The organism is Legionella qingyii, assembly GCF_003184185.1.
Genome location: NZ_QHJG01000053.1, coordinates 1 through 17,746 on the forward strand (window position 1 = coordinate 1; position 17,746 = coordinate 17,746).

Below are 17,746 nucleotides of genomic sequence, written 5' to 3' on the forward strand. Positions count from 1 at the left end.
CTCCGGAATCGGTGATCAAATGACTAACGGAATTAGTGATCAAGTCCTCCGGAATACGCAATGCTTCGGAAGTTGTAGCTAACAAAGGTAAGTTTTTTGCTAATGTCTTTCTACTATTTTCAGAAAGTTGGCTAAGAACAGATTTTGCGAATTGCGGTTTAATATTCTCAAGTACATATTGTTGAACTTCTAGAGGCTGGTCTTTAATTTGGTCCACAATAGAATCACGCACCTTGTTAAAAGACTGCCTCACTTCATCAATCTGCTGTTTTTGATTTGAGGCTAATATTTTTCTTTCTTCTATCTTATCTTTGAGTTCTATATATCGCTTAAAATTTCTGACTTTTTGCTCTATATCAGCCAATTTAGTTTGTGCTGTTTTGAGAACAGATTGTTGCTCTCCTATGTCCTTTTGGTTTGGAATTTTAGACGATGCATTATCTATTTTCTCAGGAGCGAATGCAGACTGGATAGTGGAGTTTAGACTATACTCTAATTCTATATTTAAGTTAATCTTTTGCAGCCATCCAAAACCCAATAGACTTTTCTCCATAATAAACGGCATCTTTTTTGCTGCATCGGTATAAATTAGATCATTAAAACGTGTCTTATATTGGTTTACACAATGTTTGTTAGCCCCCTCCAACCGTGCTTGAATCACTGATAACTCAGACCTATTACATTTTTTTATTACTTCATTAGTAAAGGTTACTACGTCCAAAAGCGATTTATCTGCGAAATACTTATAAGTGCTTTCGATAGGATTAACATTGCCATATTCGTCAATATTTGCAATTTCCGCAAAGTTTCTATTGAATTCTTGTATCTTTTTTTCACGATTTGCTGCATTTCCTTTTGTCCCATCGATAATTTGTTTGTAATTATCTAATGCTGCATTATAAAGTGCAGCAAGCATCACTTTTTTGGTGAATTCCAACGTATTTTCATATAATTCATATTGAGAATAGTTATTGGTTACATGCTCCGAAAATGATTTTTTTGTTTCAGATAAATTTGCACGGAAAATGGATATTGTTTTTTCCACCAACACTTTTGTTTGTTGTACTTCAGTTCTTGATGCTTGTAGATTGCTTTTTGCAAAGGATGCTACTCGCGTATCTTTGCCCATGGCTTCACCCAATGAAGCCTCTCTCTCTTTTAATTCAGTTAATTGTTTCTCTAATGCCTCAATTTCTTTTTCAATAGCTTCTATTTGCTGATGAACTGAGTTTAATTTACTTTGTTCACCATAAAGTGTACTCAATTTTCCGACTACATTTTTCAGGTTAATATCTCCTTTTGCTGTCGTTTTTATAGATGCTGGAAACGCAACAGGGTCGGGAAACTTGAGCGGCCCTTTAGTAAGAAACTCTTCTTTTTGTTTGGCAAGGTTTCTTTTTTCTTTAGCTGCAGCTGCACTATTTTTCCTGTCTCGAAGTATATCAAGGATGTATTCAGGAATTTGCGGCAGCATCAATGTTTGCTCAGCACCCATCTCGCTATAATTATCTGACAACGTTGCCTTTGGAAATTTATCTTGAAGTAGGGTTTCGAGATTTGGTTTCGTAGATGATGTGTCAAGACAGTGTACTCCGTGAGGAAAAGTATAGTCTACAAGTAACGCACCATTTTTTTTTCCTGAAATTAAAACATGTGTTCGCAGTGTTGGATTACCGATGGTTAAATCTATTTCATTGCCACTTATTTTTTCTGCAACAATGGATTGAGCAAGCGATATAAGTTGTTGTTGTTCTGCATCTGCATTTTGGGGTTTATCAAGTTCATCAAGAAATTGAAATGGATTATCATCAAAAGTAACAACCACATTCGTCACCTGATCTTTAGAGTTAACAGATCGCTTAATAGAGACTACTACAGTTTTCATGTTTTCATCCAGGCAATACATCTGTTTTAAGTATAGTACTAAATAAGTATGCTACTAAACGTGTAAAGCAAGACCCGAATCAACAAAAGTGATAGATGTGACGCATGTAAAAACTTTTATTTTTATCCACACCCAAAAAGAAAATAACAAACCAACAAGTACATTATTTATACTATGCACTTTACCCCCTAAACGTTTGAGCTTGGATATTGTTTTAATAATGTTCTTTGGGTTGAAAATTAAAAAGAAGGCATTGCCAATAAAATGTACATTAATTACACAAATCCAGAGTAACAAGAACCTAGCAAAGACTCAAAAGGAACGTTTAAATTGATAATTTATGTTGAATTGCATTTTATTGACGTAACTTATTTATTTTGCAATGCCGCTGAGAAGAATCGAACTTCGACCTTTTGATTACGAATTAGTGAATTATGGGTTTTAGCCAATTAGACACTTTTTGAAACTCTTTTAATACCCCTTTATTTACTTGATGTTACAGCATTATTACGTTATAAGTTCTATTAATGGATTTTAAATAATTGTGCGACACAAGTGCGACACAGTTGCGACACATTCAAAAACGAGTGTAAAAGTTAATTATGAAAATAACCAAAACAAACGTAGAAAACCTCCCTCTTCCTCAAGCAACGGAAGTAGGAAAAACGACGCAAAAAAGATATTACGATGACAACCTGAAAGGTTTCGGCATACGTGTGACTTCTGGAGGAGCAAAAGCATTTTTTGTTGAAAAATTCATAAATAAAAAACGCTGTCGCATTACTTTAGGGCATTACCCGGAATTGACCGCTGAAATGGCAAAAAACAAAGCCCTGCATCTTTTAGGGCAAATCGCCATGGGCATTGATCCGGTTGCTGAGAAAAAGGCTACAGAAGTTCGAGATATTACTTTGAACCAAGTCTTTAAAGACTACCTAAAAACCAGAAAGAACTTAAAACCCAGAACCATAGATAATTACAAACACATATTAGATAAAGCCTTCACGAGCTGGAAGAGTAAACCTTTGTTATCGATCACCAGAGATCGCATAGCTAAATACCACGAAAAGCTGGGCAACGAACATGGACAAGCCTATGCTAATTTAGCCATGAGAATTCTAAGAGCCTTATTCAATTTTGCAGCTGGCCAGTATGAAGACAACAGTGGTCACTCTCTTTTCATCGATAACCCAGTAAAACGCCTGTCGCAAACACGTGCCTGGTATCGCATCGAAAGACGAAAAACCTATATAAAGTCTCATGAACTAGCCGCATGGTATGCTGGTTTACAACAAATCCAAAACGATACATTACGAGATTATTTGTTGTTAATCTTATTAACAGGTCTACGCCGACAAGAAGCAGCGACTTTGAAATGGTCTGATCTCGACTTAAAAGCAAAATCATTCACTATCAATAAAACCAAAAACAATGAATCCCACACCCTCCCCCTTTCTGACTTTCTATATGATCTACTGATTGCCAGAAAAGAAAAAGCAATAAACGACTATGTTTTTCCGGGACCGGGGGCAGCAGGTCATATTATTGAACCACGTAAGACAATGGCACATGTGATTAAAAATTCCGGCGTTCATTTCACAGTTCATGATTTGAGAAGAACTTTTATCACTATTGCTGAAAGTCTGGATATCCCTGCTTATGCGTTGAAGCGTTTAATGAATCATAAGATGAGTAATGATGTGACTGCTGGGTATATTATTGTTGATGTTGAACGGTTACGAAAGCCTATGCAGCTTATTACAGACTACATTTTAAAATGTACGGGCATAGTAAAATCTGCGGAAATACTATCATTAGAACAAATAAAAAAGGAGCCTCATGGATTTTAATAAATGTACGAATCTTGACAAGGCAATGCATATGCATTACCATATAATATATACATTTTTATCGAGATAATCATGGCTAGATTACTACAAACCGAATCCACCCTCACAGATCGTTATCAAACAACTGTACCAGATGCTGTTAGAAAAGCCCTGCATCTAGGAAAAAGAGATAAAATTCGATACACCGTTCAATCTGACGGTCATGTTCTTATGACTCGAGCAGAGGAAGAGGAAGATCCAGTAATTGCTGAATTTTTGAATTTCATTGCTAAAGACATTCAAAATAACCCAAAAAATCTGACAACTATAAATCAGGATTTAGTAACTCGCATCAACTCTTTAGTTGCAAATGTTGAAGTCAACTTAGATGAACCTTTAACCGAGGATGAACAATTAACTGAAAACCGAGTAACTCGCTAATGGTTGATAATTCAATAATAACAATAAATGGCTGGGTTATTTTATGCCATCCTCTTTTTTTGCAACAAGTAGAGGCATTGGCTAATGAGGTAGAAAATGCAAAAGAAAAGGACCCTTCAAATTTTCATACACGAAACTCGACAAAAAAATTAGCAGCCATCGCTAAATTAGCTTTTGAAAAAATTCCAAACGATCCTGCAGCTACAGAATTTCGACAAGGATCAACATTAGGAAATAACCACAAACATTGGTTTCGAGCTAAATTTTTTCAGCAATATCGATTATTTTTTAGATACCATCAAGAAAGTAAAATAATTATTTATGCTTGGGTTAATGATGACAGTTCTAAAAGAGCATATGAGAGTAAAGCAGATGCTTATCATATTTTTCGAAAGATGCTGGAAAATGGACATCCTCCAGATAATTGGGATGAATTACTTAAAGAAGCAAATAACACTTCGTTAATGAAAAAATTGACTACCAGTTTGGATGCTTTGAAAAGTTAATATATACGATCTGATAAATACGCACCTTCCGTTTAATGAAATTTCTCCCAAATTTGAGGCCGTTCATCAATTAATCATAGGCTAATGGTGAAGCCAAACGTATCCAATTTGGATCGCAATGAGATCCAAATTATAAGTAAATTTATAACATAGATTCGGAACGCACTGCGTTCCATATATCATCATATCTAATTTGGAACACACCGTGTACCAAATTAGAGAAAACAAGAAATGATAGACAGTGTCTGCCAAATTCAAAAATCTATGCATCAGTATGTTCCATTTTGGAACCCACTGCTTAGATTCTCAAAATGAACTATCCGGGATTTCCGGATAGTTCAAAATTAAAGAATATAATAAGCAGCACTATATTGAATATTAAAATCTAAAGCCTTAGCAATTGGTTTAGAATTTTTCCCAGTTTTCTGTATTTCAATAATTCCATAACGAGCCATTGTATTTAGTGTCCGACTCAAATTACTCGGCTCACGCTTACTTAGGACAGCAAGCGCTTTAATTGATTCAGGCTTTTGCTCAGCAATTATTTTCAATAACCTCATGTTATTTTCATTTAATACTTCACATAGTGATTTGATTGAGCCAAACCAAATCTTAGGCTCATTTTTCTTAGGTTTATAACGCCCAGAAGCAATTTCATTAGTACGACTCTGAAATTTATCCCGTGGCATAATACCAATTTGCAATGTTTTCATTTTTTTCCCGTATTATTTAATACAAATAAGCCATCTGGTTTTTACCCTTTATTAAAAACATAAGATATCACCAGATGATATTCATAGTATAATGAATACTCAGCATAATAAAAAAATTATTTGTTCTAATTAAGGAAACATTCAAATAGATGGATATTGCGCTTAAAATTCATTTTTCGGGAAAATTGCAAATTGCCAAAAACTCACTAGTAATAAAACCGACATCCACTAGTCAAGTAAACCTTGACAGCTGAATGTCTTTTCAATAACTCCAATATACAATTTAAATATTGAATAAATCTGAATGTGAACCTGTGCGAGCCACTTTTAATATTTTGAGTTGGTCATCACTTGGGATCTTTTTTAAATTGGGTTGATCGAACTATCTCAAGCATCCGCATCATCAATCATTGATTTAAAAGATGAAAAAGATTTACCACGACCTTTCTCTAACTCTTCAATGGCATCACGAGATAGTTTGTTTGGCAGTTTCAATTCAAAAGGCAAACCTCTGCACAAAACGATTTGTGCATAGAGGGCATTAATAGCTTGAGAAGGAGTTATACCTAACATTTTTAAGATCCCTTCCCCAGCATCTTTCAGGTTGCTATCAACCCGAGCCTGGACAGTTTTTGTAGTCAAAATAAATATATTTGTAATTTTATTTAATATAATTATAGTAAAATACGACTACAATTGCAATTTTTCATTCTATCTCTTACTTATTAATGTCTGGAAGTTTTATTAGTAATTTTGATTCTATTAATAGGTTTAGGATGGTTTGTGGCCAGTCTCCTTGGCCTCTAGTAAAAAAAAGCCGCTCTTTAGCGCGAGACAGACCAACAAAAAAAGCATTTTTCTCTTCTCGCTGCTTTTTTGCATTATTATCCTTAACAGCATTTTCTAATCCCCACCAAGAGCTAGTATGAAAATCTACAAAAAAAACAGTATCAAATTCCAAGCTCTTACTTTTATGAATAGTCATCAGTTTAATTTGGTTATGTCCCTCATAACTTTCAATCGCTAATCTTATGTCTTGTAAATTTCGATCTAGTGCTTCTTGAAAGAATGCACAAAATGAATTCTCTGTTTTTTTTAAATATTTGGATCTATATTGCGGAAACACATTTTTAAGTTTTGTTAGCCCGATGTTTTCTATCACTCTGGAAACAATAGTTTTTAGAGGGGTAGAAAAATTTATAATAGATATTAGATCGGACAAATGTTTATTGAGTCTTTTATACTCTCTGTCTTGATCCATATGATAGCCAACGACGGAGGCAATCAGTCTTTCCAGCTCTTTTTCTTGCTCATAGTTTATAGCGCCTATTCTTTTTCTTATTAATAAAATTAAAAAACTAGATAAGGGTTCTTCCATCAACTCCTGGATTTTTATTCCATTTTTTATCACCTCCATATCTTCATTTCGGAGATGAAGTCCATTCATCGTAAAAATGTCATTTACTTGGACAAAATATTCCTGTGCTTTTTGTCTTAAAACAAGGATAAAATCACAAGGTTTTAATCCCGGATTTTGTTGCATAAGTTGTTTTATATAATGAGCAATATACTCGCCTTCATCATTAATACAATTAAACGATCTTGCTCCTAAACACCTTGAGGGTGGAGGATCTTTTCGAGTACCCTCATACACTACAGCCACCTCCCCTTGAGGAGTTAAATCATGAATAATAAAATTTATTAGATTGATAATCTTTGAATTAGAACGATGATTAATCGCTAAAGGAATAATTTCGGAATCAAAATCACTTTGTAGTTTTTTAAAATTGAGAGGATTGGCGCCAGCCCAGCCCATTATCATTTGATTAGTATCACCAACAGCTGTAATAACAACGTTACTATTATCAAAAACAGTCTTTATAAAATTGTATTGGAAGTCTGTTATATCCTGAAACTCATCAAGAAAAAGATATTGATATGTTGATAAAATTAAGTTTCTTACTTGGCTATGATTTTTGATAATGGTGTAAGCCATAGATCGACACATAGCGTAATCAACAACACTTTTAGTCGAACAATAATCCCAAATTTTTACTATTTCATCTTCTGGTTTTTGACTTAGATCTGAAGGTGAATGGCGATCCGATTGACTATACGTACTCCTATACAAACAAGGGCTCCCGTTAAGAACAAACTGCTCATACTCATTCCACCAATTACTATCGAAACTATAAACATCAAAATCTGCATGTATGTTAATCCAATCAGGTAACAGGGTTATAAATCTTCGAACAAGAGAAATAAAAAAAGAATCAAATGTGGAGGAATCAAACCTGCGAGACAGCTCTTGTCCACATCGCAGAACTACTCGTTTTTGAATATTAGCCGCTGCGTCATTTTTGAAGCTTAATGCCAAGATTTTTTGAGGCCATCTGCAGGTCGCCGTTTGAAGTAAAAAACTAGCTCGTTGAGCCAAAATTTCCGTTTTCCCTGCACCCGGACCCGCAAGAATTGCTAAATTATTTTGATTTTCTCTGATAATTCTTTCTAAGACATTCGATGTTAAAAATTCTTTGCTCGGTTTCCATTGTTCGAGAGATAGATATTTACTCATTATCTAGCACTCTTGTTACTAATTTTGAACATAACTTAATTAATTGTCTTATTGAATCTGGACAATGCTCATCAAGCTCACTCACTGGGAGTTCCCTAATTTCTGCCATTGCTTGATAGTGTGATGCCACCTTACTTTTTGTACAGAATAAATATCTATATTTTTTTAAATCATCGTCTGAAAGAGAAAAACCAGATTCACTATATGCATCAGGTATACAAGCATCGCCTAAAACAGCTTTTTCGAGAATCTTTCGCGTGGAGACCCTTGCATTTGCACAATAATAGCTTGGAAATGATTGAATCATTACCATATCGAGATCTAATGGGGCAGAAAAAAAGATATTACATTTCTCTAGTTGACTAAGTAATTCATTCAATTGATCTCGCTTTATCGAAGTTGCACTTAAATCCTTTTTATCCATGCCTTTAGGTAGCTCTATATATTTATCTTGCTTTTCTAACTCATCAATTATATTTTTAATTCTTATGGGCCCACCAGTTTGTCTGCCCAAGTCAAGATCAAGCAAAGTAACATATGGTATTGCTAAATCATTTAGAAGCCGCCACATGTGAATCACATGACGCCCACCAAGTTTTACAAAAGCAACAAAAGAGGGATCTAAATCTAAACCTAGCTTATTGGCTAGTTGTGGAATGACAATTTCCTCAGAATCACCTTCTCCAAGTATTACAAGTTTAGAAAAATATAATTCTGGGTGAGCAGTAACGGCCTGATTAATATACTTATAATCATCGTCTGATCTTGTAGGAGGAAGGAGAATTTTTTTAACTACTGAATAGCGTATATCAGTATTTATTTCTTGCCGAAAATACCTAATTTGCTCAACTCTATTCATTCTCCGTACAACACTTGATGAATGAGAGGTGATGATGCCAATAGCCTTTGCTGTTTGAGTTTTTAGATGTAAAAGCTTTATGACTTTGCCCAAGTAATATGGAGATAAATGGTTTTCCGGCTCCTCAAAGGCGAATATAGTAAATACTGCAATATCTTTATCAAGTTCTTTAAAGCCTTTTATTTCCCTAGCATAATGCTTTTGTTCAAGTTCATATAATGCAATAGAAAGAGTAACATAAAGAAGGGATACTTGACCGTCACTTAACCCTTTCAGATCACAACTTTCGCCATTTTCAGTTGGAGCAAGTTTTATTGATATTGATCGTAAAAGCTCATCTACTTCAGTTGGTGTCGCTTCGATTTTTGGCTCTTGGTAATGCTTAAGGGTGTTATCATGAACTTCTTGCCAAATCGATTTAAGGATTCCTGTTGTTGTTTTTATAGCATCCAGTCCTTGAACTTCCGAGCTTAATTTTTCACTGGTTTTTCTAATTGTTTCTTGAATTGTATGATTTATATCACTGTAGTCTGCAAGAAGCTTTGCAAGTAACTTAACTTCGTCCCTAAGTATGGCCGTTGAATCTCTAAATGCAGGAATGTATCTTAATTTAATATGTTTTCTATCCAGGGGAGAAACAGGATATTTTAAATCAGTTTCGTCCCCAAACTCTATCTTTTCTGAAGTGGTGATCCAGTATAGTCGTGATTGTACTTCATCTTCGTATTCTTGTTCAGACCATACAGCTTCTAATCGCATCCTTGCCTTTAATTTTTTATCATTTTCATCCGCAAAAATCACCGAACTAAATGCTGGGCATGTTTCTCTAGCGTTTTGTATATCGTCATTAAGTTCTGGGAATATAAAGACAACCTCTATATATAATTCACGTCCAACAATATCTTTATAAGTTTCATTCATAGCAAGATAAAAATCTTCTCTCGTAATAACTCGATCTTGCCTATTTGCTCCAAATAGTCTTTTGAGAGCTAAAATCATAGTAGTTTTACCAGAGCCATTATTGCCCACAAAGCAGGTAAGATCTTGTTCCATGAAAATTGATGTTTCGCTTTCAGGAAAACATCTAAAATTTGATACACAAATTTTTTCTAAATGCATACATGTAAATCCTTATATTTCATTTCATTCATAAAAATATGATTAAGTATAGCAGCCAACTCTTGTACCTGCGTCACTGCAATTTTCCAGCAGTGACGCAGACATATTCGACTTAACTACCCCTCCAACATTAAGCCTTAAAAGACCATTTGTCCTGACGCATCAGATAAGATAGGACAAAATATTCCTTAAAACTGTATTGCCCCCAGATCTACACTTTGCTATTTTTTAGATGAAGCATGACTGATGAATCGGTGAAAATCTGATGAAACGCTTAGGCGTCTTATGCTAAGCCACTCTCATTCCCTAACTTTGTGGCTGGACGTATAGTCGGGAAACCCTTCAGGAACCTTTACCGTTCGGTAAAGGGAGTTCTTCGGAACTCTAAGTCATTTCATTTGACCATGGATTAGAGATAAAGCTCTGCTTTATCACTTTCGTTTACTTTATTTATTGAGGAGAAAACCCACCAGAAAAACTACAGCAGTATCGGCGAGATCGTTTGCCTTATAACGATTGATTTGCCCCCTTCTTCGAGCTTTACGGCTTTTTCCGGGTTTCAACAGAGAGTGAAACCGCTCGACCAACACTAAACAATACACAGGGCAATTTATTTTTTTTAACAATTTTTGCGGATAGGAAGATGCATACACAATCCTTAAGACAATTCGCTAATCGACAAATCAAACAGGATAGGCAAGGTAAATACCTGTATCGGAAACACCGTGCCTATGTCATCCATAAGATGATTGATGACTTGTTTGTTATTCGGCAAATGCCTCCTTCATGGCAGGCTTTGCAATCTGAGCAGATTCACAAGCTGGTGCGTTACTGGAAAAAACAGGACATTAATCCAGTCACTATCATGCGATACATGACCATCATTCGTCGTTTTTTGCAGATGAACAATTGTCCTATTGCTAATATTGATAACCAATCTCTTGAACTCTCAAGACCTAAAGCAAGAAAAAAGAGGAAGAAAATAATCCCTCCCGATATTTGGAAGTCACTTCACGATCCTATAGCCAGAGTAATCATGGGATTACAAACTGAGTTTGGACTCACTTTCAAAGAAGCGATTCTGATTAAGCCACATATTCAAGTCAGCGAAGGGTCTCTTTGGATAACCAGAGATATTGCTTTTAATTCCACTGACCGTACCATACCTGTACGAACTGAAAACCAGAAAGCGGTACTCAATCTTTTTAACTGGCTCACTCAACAAGATGGTAATTTGCTCCAATTAAAATCTTATGAGGAAATCCGCATTATCTGGCGTAGTGCATTGGCAAAGCACCGTTTATCCAGTACCAAAAGCTGGCGATATTTGTATGCCAAACAAATGTATTCTTGCCTGCTACCTGAATATGAAAATTACAAGACTTGTTTGCTGATACGTGATGAGATGGGAATAAAATCTCGGAATACACTTTGGTTATATCTTAAAGAATAAAAATTTATCTGGGACAATTGGGACATGAGGGACGGCTTGTAGATACTGACTTATAGCCGTCCCAAGATGTCCCAACATTTCAAAATAATGGGACAAATAATTCTGGTTTATCGAGATAAGTTATTCTCCACCCCAGATTTTATCCGTAAATACGTATAATCGGGGTGTTCCAACTCCCTTAATTCTTGGTTTATGAGAGGGCAATCCATCTGCTGCTGGCTTTAACCAGCCTTCATTCATTAATACACGCACTACCATTCTAGGCTCAAACCCCATGCATAGCTCTTTTTTAAAGACTTCCGTTAATACCATATACACGCGAAAACCTGCATCATCGGTAAGGTAAAATCCAGCACGATTTTGAATCCTCTCATTGTTTGGCGTTCTGATATTATCAAACCGACTGGCACCATGAGATTCAAAAAAGGCTCTGACTTGAGCTAATATCGCTCTATCCTCCTTGTTACCCTCTATGCCAAAATGCTCCAGCCATGCTCTGTAACATTTATAAGCTGCATAGGTAGACTCGCCTTCTTGCCAGCCGGTCAATCCGTACTGACTAGCTAATTCGCCAGCTACTGCAACCAAGGCAAATCGCCGGGCTACGCGGATAATTTGTCCAGTTGAATCCGGTAATACAGCACTATTAACAAACTCTTGCATCGCATCAGCAATACCAGTTGCAATACTTGATTGATTTGCCACCACCTTTTGCAGCCATGCCATGCCGACAACACCATAATACTTGCTGGAATATTCCTTTAAGGATAAAGCCATGCTAGCAGGACTGAGCTGATTATGGATTTTTTCAAAAATCCCCTTATGCAATCCAGCATCAGCTTCAATATCTGCCAACTGTATCTCTTGACCCGCATTGGTTTTTTGCCCTACTCTGGCCATCAAAGACATTAAAGATTCTTCTCCAGCAGAGAGAAAGTACAATGACCATCGAGAAGATGGTTTGACCGTTCCATGACGTGAGGCTCGGGTTTTACCTTGACCATTGGCTAGCAAGTAAGCCGCCTCCCCTGCTTCTTTTGGATCCATCTGACTTAACTCATCCAGAATTAATAAGCCATCGTTATGCAGAGCAGCCAGTCCTTCGAGTCCATTAGTAGTACTGCGCCATAATCGGCAATAAGCTTGGGGATTACCCCAAACCGAAGCCGCTACTTTTAAAGCGGTACTTTTACCACTTGAAGAAGCTCCTCTGAAATGAAATCCGCCTGAATCCTCTCCAGCAATCTTTGCTAAAGCAGGAGCAAAAGCAGCTGAGATAGCAAAAACTAACCGCGAATTGCCAGAAGCAAGACGACCGATTGAGTCTCTCCAATCATCCACAGTTCCAGATACAGACATAGCAGATTCAATTGCTTGGCTATTTTGAAAAACAATTTTCTCGGAGGAGTGTCCAAAGGTTTGTGAAGGAGTGACAAAGAGGCTTTCATGCCAACCCAGTTTTTCGACACATCGTGCCCGATCTTCAACTGGAAAGACTTGTAAATAAGTAGCCAGTAAATCTCGAGAAATTCTATGAGGTGAAATGGTTAAACCAAGGCTAGCCAATTCCCGTCTAACTTCGGAGGCATCTCCTTGTAATAAAGCTAAAGGCATGGCCCATTGATGAATAATTCCATCATCATCCTGCCATTCGAGTAATCGACCCCACTCGCCACTTTTAGCATCACGTGTTTTAGCCACCACATACAAAGGAGAACAAATCCACTTTGGCGCCATTGGATTGCCGTCTTTATCTTTTCCAAGGAAAGATACGCCCTGCTCATTCAATTTAAAATGACCGCCTGCGTATTCACAAATTATTGGACTATGACCGTTTTTGTTTTTTAACGTAATAATTTGATTTTGCAACATCACTGTTTCTCCGATAACGTCCAAGGAAGATAGAAACCCTATCCATCCGTGAACAATCTATTTCTTCTATGGGATTTATTCGTTGACCAGTGAAAGCAGTTCACCTCTGTCACCAGTAGAGCGATAGATTTTCTGTTGTTGGAGAAAAGACAACACATCACTTTTTCGATACAAAACTTTACGGCCAATTTTAAGATAGGGAACGCCCTTCCCTTCCCAACGATTCCGTTCCAAAAGTTGGGTGGAGCAATCTAAAACAGCCGCCAAAGTGTGTTGATTAAACAACGCAGAAGTTGGTGCAGATTCAAATTCGTTTAATAGTTGTAAACGAGATAGTTTTTTATTCATATGGAACCTCATCAAATGATTATTCATTCAGCTTAATGCCGACGGTATGCGTCCTGCTCGATGAATATCAGTTGACTGTCCGGCCGGATAATAGTCGTGATATTTCATTTTCCGTTACTTTTACAGAACCATGGATCCGCAAAAGTTTACTGCTCGCGATAAGTATTGCTTGGAATTTAAAAGGCCGTCAAGCCTTTTAAAGCCTGGTGATCTGATTGTTATTAAATGATATTGTTTGTTATTAAAAAAATTTTGCTGGTAAGTTTTGTCCCATTTGTCCCAAGTGAATATTTTATATTGGGACACTTAAAATCAAATGTTTATAAGGGTGTCCCCACTGTCCCAATTGCCCCAATTTTTTTGTAATGGTTTACATTGAAATTTATGAAGAATACATCTGGTAATGAGACGATTACCTCCAAATTGTTAACTAACATTAACAAGGTTTTAATTATCATTATGATTAATACTGCCATAAACCAAAATAAGCTTCATTTACTTGACAGAATATGTGATATTTCTTAGTATTCGACCCAAGTGACTAATATATAACCACTAACCTATAGTTATCACCCGATAAGTATTTCCTTTTACTTAAAACCAACAATAAAAACTCGGTGCTGTAACTCATTTTTAAATGAGGCTATTTTCTTTGTGTAACAGAAAGCTATTTAGCCAGCAATAAACGGGGTTTTAAATGAAAAAATTACTATTATTGAGCATTCTTTGTGTTTCCAATGTTGTAATCTCTGCAGATATAAAAGTTTATAAACCTGATACTGCTTGGTTCACATCCAAACAATCCTCAATGCTGTCCATAGCAAATAATCTATTACTTCGGCATTACAATAAAAAAATAAATGACAAAGAATTTGTTAGTGAGTTGCTCAAATGTTCTTTGAAAAACAATTTTTGGTGCTCAGGAAGACTTGGTGATTGGCTTTTAGAAAAAAAAGAATATTCTGATGCATTTTACTTACTTACTCAGGCAAATGATAACTTACACGACTCATTTAGTTTTTCTCTTGGCAAAATGTATCTTGAAGGTATTGGTGTTCTTCAAAATGAGGAAGAGGCTCTTCTCTATTTTAAAAAAGCGGCAAAAGCAGAAGTAGATCTAACAGGAGTCCGCAAATATGCTGCCTACAATATAGGAGTAATTTATACTCAAAAAGAACTAGGAAAGAAAAATAATAACATTGCGAACATAACTAAAGCTTATGCTTGGTTTAAGGTATCAAAAGCTTTGGGATATGATGCTGAAATAAAAGTTAATGAGGTTTTAAAAGAGTATCTTGCTTCACGTAAAGGCTTACTTAAAGCCGATAAACTAGCTACTCAAATCTGCTCCACAATACCTAATTGTCAATAACTATAGAGAATAAGATAAATATTATGCTACTATGATAATTAAAATTCTAATTTCACTTGTAATGCGCATAATGTGAAAATAATGCCATTATTGAGATTTATAAATTCTATTCTGTAAAAGGAGTTTACATGAGAGCATTTGACCCATCCGATATAAAGACAAAAAAAGAAATAGAAAATATTCAAAACCGACTGAATACAATAATTGCATTGGCAAAAGAAAAGGAAAAAACCAGCCAATTATTTGAAGCTAAACAATTGTACACTGAGGCCCAACACCTATCTTTCCACGCAGGAGAAGGACTCAGAGTCAAAATTATTAACGAAGAAGCAGATATAAAAACTTGGCATTGGATTAATAAAAAGATTGAAACATTGCACAAATAATCAATTTAAAATGCCACAACATGCCCAGGGTGAATACAATTCACCCTACGCATATTAATTTAAGTCAATAATTGGGTCAAGGCTCCACCTACTTGGTCGCGAATCTCCCACTCTTGAATTTGCTGTAAACAATTCAGAAAATACAACTAGTAGTTTAACTAAAACTCCACTATAACGTGTTTGCCTGCCTCACCAACATTAAATATAAAATATCCTTCAGATCTATTAAGCGGGATAGAGTTATTCAAATAATTATAGGTTAAGTAGCGTACTCTACTGTACAGTATTGAATGGTCACTGAATCAGTATCATCCATATTCTCAAACCAAATTTTTGATGAATAGGTATTATCTTTATAGATATTAAAATGTTTTACTTCATATAAATTATCTAATTGATCAAATTTACCTTGATTTTCAAAAATACCATGTCCATTTAATGCTATTAGTACAGGAGTAGAACCATAAAGATTGTATGTCATTTTAAGTACAACAGGATAAGTTTTCCAATAAGATTGATTTTCTATATGACAGGTAAGATTGAAAACGGCTAAGTTATTATTAATTCTAACATTTTTAGCATCAATAAATAATTCGAATTTCTGACCAGGTCCAACCACCCCACCGGCCACATAAAACGGACCAGAACTAGTAGCAGAATATGAACTAGAAGCGGAACAAGTAGATTGAATAACCGCATATAATAGAAAAAACAAAAGGTTTCTGAATTGGAACATAAAAATCTCATATTATAATTGCATCAAATACAAAAGTACGCTGTTAATGACTCAAGGTGATGCGGAATCTCAAATAATTAAACATACTATTCAAATGGCAACCATTTGTCAATAAATTAACCAACACACATGTACTACTAACACCGCAATTCAGAGAATAAATAACAAGAGCAAGCCTGTATTACAATTTCGTCTAGTACATGCTATCCACCCCTACTAGTAAATTCCATTGTATCGGAAAAGAAACCATGGACTTGGGATTAACTTTTGTTAATTTCTACTTGTGTATTTCAACGTTATCCTTCTATATTTAACTTACACATCATTGAATAAGGATAAATTTGGAGAAAGCTGCATAATCCATTTTTATTACACCCAATAAACTAATTATATAAAAATATGAGTTCAGATTATGGATGACGATTTCGTTAAACTTACGCAAAGTGCTCAATTTTATAAACCCAAAGATGTAAATATCTTCAATAACACAACTATTAAAGAAATTTTGGATGTTGCAACTGAAAATAAAAAGGAAAATACAAATTACATAGTCGATGAGTTTAGAATAAATAAGCAAACAGCTGGGATAACTTATACCTACTCTGCAAAAATATTTTTAACTGAAAAACCTGTTTATTTTCTGGAGGAAAGTGAATACAAAGATCAAATTTATGCTTTCATTATCTTAATTGAAATTAATAATTTCCTAGTTATTCTCAAAAAAAGCGTCTCCTCAATAAAAGATACATTAAAAAGATATTTTATTAACATTGATTACCTAAATTTAGCTGGAATGATAACTAAATCAGCTCACTTTCAAAAACTTTCAGTTAGGAATATAACAGTTTCAAATAAAGCATTACGAGCTAGAAGTTATGAGGCTTATGATCTTGTAGGATTATTCTCATCTCATGCAGCAGGTCGCTCCGTACCTTACTATTTCAAAGTAAAAGACAAGGGTTCTCTTAAATCAATAACAACTAACTCTAATAGAGTTACAGAATACTCACCAAGAAAAGGACTTGATCAAATTGTATTTTGGATAAATGAGCAAATCAAATCCATGAAAAGGAGTAACACTCATGAATTTCTAAAAGTATTTGCAAAACCAGTCGACCTAAAAAAAGTACTATTAAAAACAAAACCATCTGGAATTCTTATTGAATCCTCTCGATTATTTGAAATGCTCGAGGAAGATTGCATTGAAATTTTTTATACAAGCAAACACACTAATAAAAGAAGTAGGATCACTGAAAGGTTAAAATCAAAACTAATAAACTGGTTATCTAAAGTTTACGATATAGAAGACCTAGTGATACAAGGAATTAGATCGTCTAAGTTAACAATAAACGAAAATTCGTTAACTTTTAATTCTTTTCCATTCCATAGATTTACTATTGAGATCGACGGAAAAATAATTACGCTGCAGCGGTATATAATAAGAAAAGAATTGTATAGTATTTGTTTTGAAGATCCAAAATACATATATTTTATGAATAGTTGTTTTGAAGATGTATGCGGTGTCTCAGAAATAGATAGTATCCTTGATATATTCCATCCCATAGACAGACTTACTAATGTTACGAGTGAAATGTGTATTCCGGAGCGAAATGATCACCAATTCCGGCCGCATTTGATCGCAGATTCCGGAA

The 17,746-nt window shown here is 35.2% G+C and carries 15 protein-coding genes; 7 read left to right on the forward strand and 8 right to left on the reverse strand.

Going from position 1 to position 17,746, the window contains the following annotated elements:
• Positions 1–1,885, reverse strand: a 1,885-nt coding sequence (locus DGG96_RS19530; protein WP_133249351.1) for a hypothetical protein, incomplete at its 3' end; no start/stop codon positions are given.
• A 602-nt stretch (positions 1,886–2,487) separates the two neighbouring features.
• Between DGG96_RS19530 and DGG96_RS19535 the strand changes: the two genes are divergently transcribed.
• From DGG96_RS19535 to DGG96_RS19545, 3 genes are all read left to right on the forward strand, one after another.
• Positions 2,488–3,735, forward strand: a complete 1,248-nt coding sequence (locus tag DGG96_RS19535) for a tyrosine-type recombinase/integrase (protein ID WP_110144158.1) — start codon at positions 2,488–2,490, stop codon at positions 3,733–3,735.
• A 72-nt stretch (positions 3,736–3,807) separates the two neighbouring features.
• Positions 3,808–4,155 carry a type II toxin-antitoxin system PrlF family antitoxin gene (locus tag DGG96_RS19540; protein WP_061514653.1) on the forward strand — a complete coding sequence of 116 codons (348 nt, stop codon included), beginning with the start codon at positions 3,808–3,810 and terminating at the stop codon, positions 4,153–4,155.
• A complete protein-coding gene (locus tag DGG96_RS19545; RefSeq protein ID WP_110144159.1) occupies positions 4,155–4,661 on the forward strand; it encodes a type II toxin-antitoxin system YhaV family toxin in 507 nt (168 codons plus the stop codon). Before DGG96_RS19540 ends, DGG96_RS19545 begins: the two co-directional genes overlap by 1 nt.
• Before the next feature lie 344 nt (positions 4,662–5,005).
• On the opposite strand, the gene DGG96_RS19550 is transcribed toward DGG96_RS19545, so the two are convergent.
• The 4 genes from DGG96_RS19550 to DGG96_RS19565 all read right to left on the reverse strand — a co-directional run bounded on the left by DGG96_RS19550 (position 5,006) and on the right by DGG96_RS19565 (position 9,927).
• Entirely contained in the window at positions 5,006–5,374 is a 369-nt protein-coding gene (locus tag DGG96_RS19550; protein WP_110144160.1) for an HVO_A0114 family putative DNA-binding protein, read from the reverse strand.
• A gap of 387 nt (positions 5,375–5,761) precedes the next feature.
• Positions 5,762–6,016: a type II toxin-antitoxin system RelB/DinJ family antitoxin gene (locus DGG96_RS19555; protein ID WP_110144161.1), complete on the reverse strand. Its 255-nt coding sequence runs from the start codon at positions 6,014–6,016 to the stop codon at positions 5,762–5,764.
• Positions 6,017–6,092: 76 nt separating this feature from the next.
• Positions 6,093–7,949: a UvrD-helicase domain-containing protein gene (locus DGG96_RS19560; RefSeq protein ID WP_110144162.1), complete on the reverse strand. Its 1,857-nt coding sequence runs from the start codon at positions 7,947–7,949 to the stop codon at positions 6,093–6,095.
• Positions 7,942–9,927, reverse strand: coding sequence for an AAA family ATPase (locus DGG96_RS19565; protein WP_110144163.1), 1,986 nt, complete (start codon positions 9,925–9,927; stop codon positions 7,942–7,944). The genes DGG96_RS19560 and DGG96_RS19565 overlap by 8 nt, the downstream gene beginning before the upstream one ends.
• Positions 9,928–10,570: 643 nt before the next feature.
• On the opposite strand from DGG96_RS19565, the gene DGG96_RS19575 reads away from it, so the two are divergent.
• A complete protein-coding gene (locus tag DGG96_RS19575) occupies positions 10,571–11,380 on the forward strand; it encodes an integrase (protein WP_110144165.1) in 810 nt (269 codons plus the stop codon).
• Between the two features lie 120 nt (positions 11,381–11,500).
• Here DGG96_RS19575 and DGG96_RS19580 read toward each other — a convergent pair whose 3' ends face one another.
• Both DGG96_RS19580 and DGG96_RS19585 read right to left on the reverse strand, forming a co-directional pair.
• Positions 11,501–13,252: a DUF927 domain-containing protein gene (locus tag DGG96_RS19580; RefSeq protein WP_110144166.1), complete on the reverse strand. Its 1,752-nt coding sequence runs from the start codon at positions 13,250–13,252 to the stop codon at positions 11,501–11,503.
• Positions 13,253–13,327: 75 nt separating this feature from the next.
• A complete protein-coding gene (locus DGG96_RS19585) occupies positions 13,328–13,600 on the reverse strand; it encodes a MerR family transcriptional regulator (protein ID WP_058478976.1) in 273 nt (90 codons plus the stop codon).
• A gap of 697 nt (positions 13,601–14,297) precedes the next feature.
• Between DGG96_RS19585 and DGG96_RS19590 the strand changes: the two genes are divergently transcribed.
• Together DGG96_RS19590 and DGG96_RS19595 are read left to right on the forward strand one after the other, a co-directional pair.
• A complete protein-coding gene (locus DGG96_RS19590; protein WP_110144167.1) occupies positions 14,298–14,972 on the forward strand; it encodes a tetratricopeptide repeat protein in 675 nt (224 codons plus the stop codon).
• 128 nt (positions 14,973–15,100) lie between these two features.
• A complete protein-coding gene (locus tag DGG96_RS19595; RefSeq protein ID WP_110144168.1) occupies positions 15,101–15,358 on the forward strand; it encodes a hypothetical protein in 258 nt (85 codons plus the stop codon).
• 259 nt (positions 15,359–15,617) lie between these two features.
• Here the strand turns inward: DGG96_RS19595 and DGG96_RS19600 are convergent, their stop codons facing one another.
• Entirely contained in the window at positions 15,618–16,094 is a 477-nt protein-coding gene (locus tag DGG96_RS19600; protein ID WP_110144169.1) for a hypothetical protein, read from the reverse strand.
• Between the two features lie 412 nt (positions 16,095–16,506).
• Here DGG96_RS19600 and DGG96_RS19605 point away from each other — a divergent pair.
• Positions 16,507–17,746: hypothetical protein (locus DGG96_RS19605; protein ID WP_110144170.1), on the forward strand; the 1,240-nt coding region annotated here is incomplete at its 3' end.

Coding starts and splice junctions, on each gene's coding strand:
- DGG96_RS19540 (WP_061514653.1), top strand. CDS start 3,808: ATGGCTAGATTACTACAAACCGAATCCACCCTCACAGATCGTTATCAA.
- DGG96_RS19575 (WP_110144165.1), top strand. CDS start 10,571: ATGCATACACAATCCTTAAGACAATTCGCTAATCGACAAATCAAACAG.
- DGG96_RS19590 (WP_110144167.1), top strand. CDS start 14,298: ATGAAAAAATTACTATTATTGAGCATTCTTTGTGTTTCCAATGTTGTA.
- DGG96_RS19595 (WP_110144168.1), top strand. CDS start 15,101: ATGAGAGCATTTGACCCATCCGATATAAAGACAAAAAAAGAAATAGAA.
- DGG96_RS19545 (WP_110144159.1), top strand. CDS start 4,155: ATGGTTGATAATTCAATAATAACAATAAATGGCTGGGTTATTTTATGC.
- DGG96_RS19580 (WP_110144166.1), bottom strand. CDS start 13,252: ATGTTGCAAAATCAAATTATTACGTTAAAAAACAAAAACGGTCATAGT.
- DGG96_RS19560 (WP_110144162.1), bottom strand. CDS start 7,949: ATGAGTAAATATCTATCTCTCGAACAATGGAAACCGAGCAAAGAATTT.
- DGG96_RS19585 (WP_058478976.1), bottom strand. CDS start 13,600: ATGAATAAAAAACTATCTCGTTTACAACTATTAAACGAATTTGAATCT.
- DGG96_RS19600 (WP_110144169.1), bottom strand. CDS start 16,094: ATGTTCCAATTCAGAAACCTTTTGTTTTTTCTATTATATGCGGTTATT.
- DGG96_RS19565 (WP_110144163.1), bottom strand. CDS start 9,927: ATGCATTTAGAAAAAATTTGTGTATCAAATTTTAGATGTTTTCCTGAA.
- DGG96_RS19535 (WP_110144158.1), top strand. CDS start 2,488: ATGAAAATAACCAAAACAAACGTAGAAAACCTCCCTCTTCCTCAAGCA.
- DGG96_RS19550 (WP_110144160.1), bottom strand. CDS start 5,374: ATGAAAACATTGCAAATTGGTATTATGCCACGGGATAAATTTCAGAGT.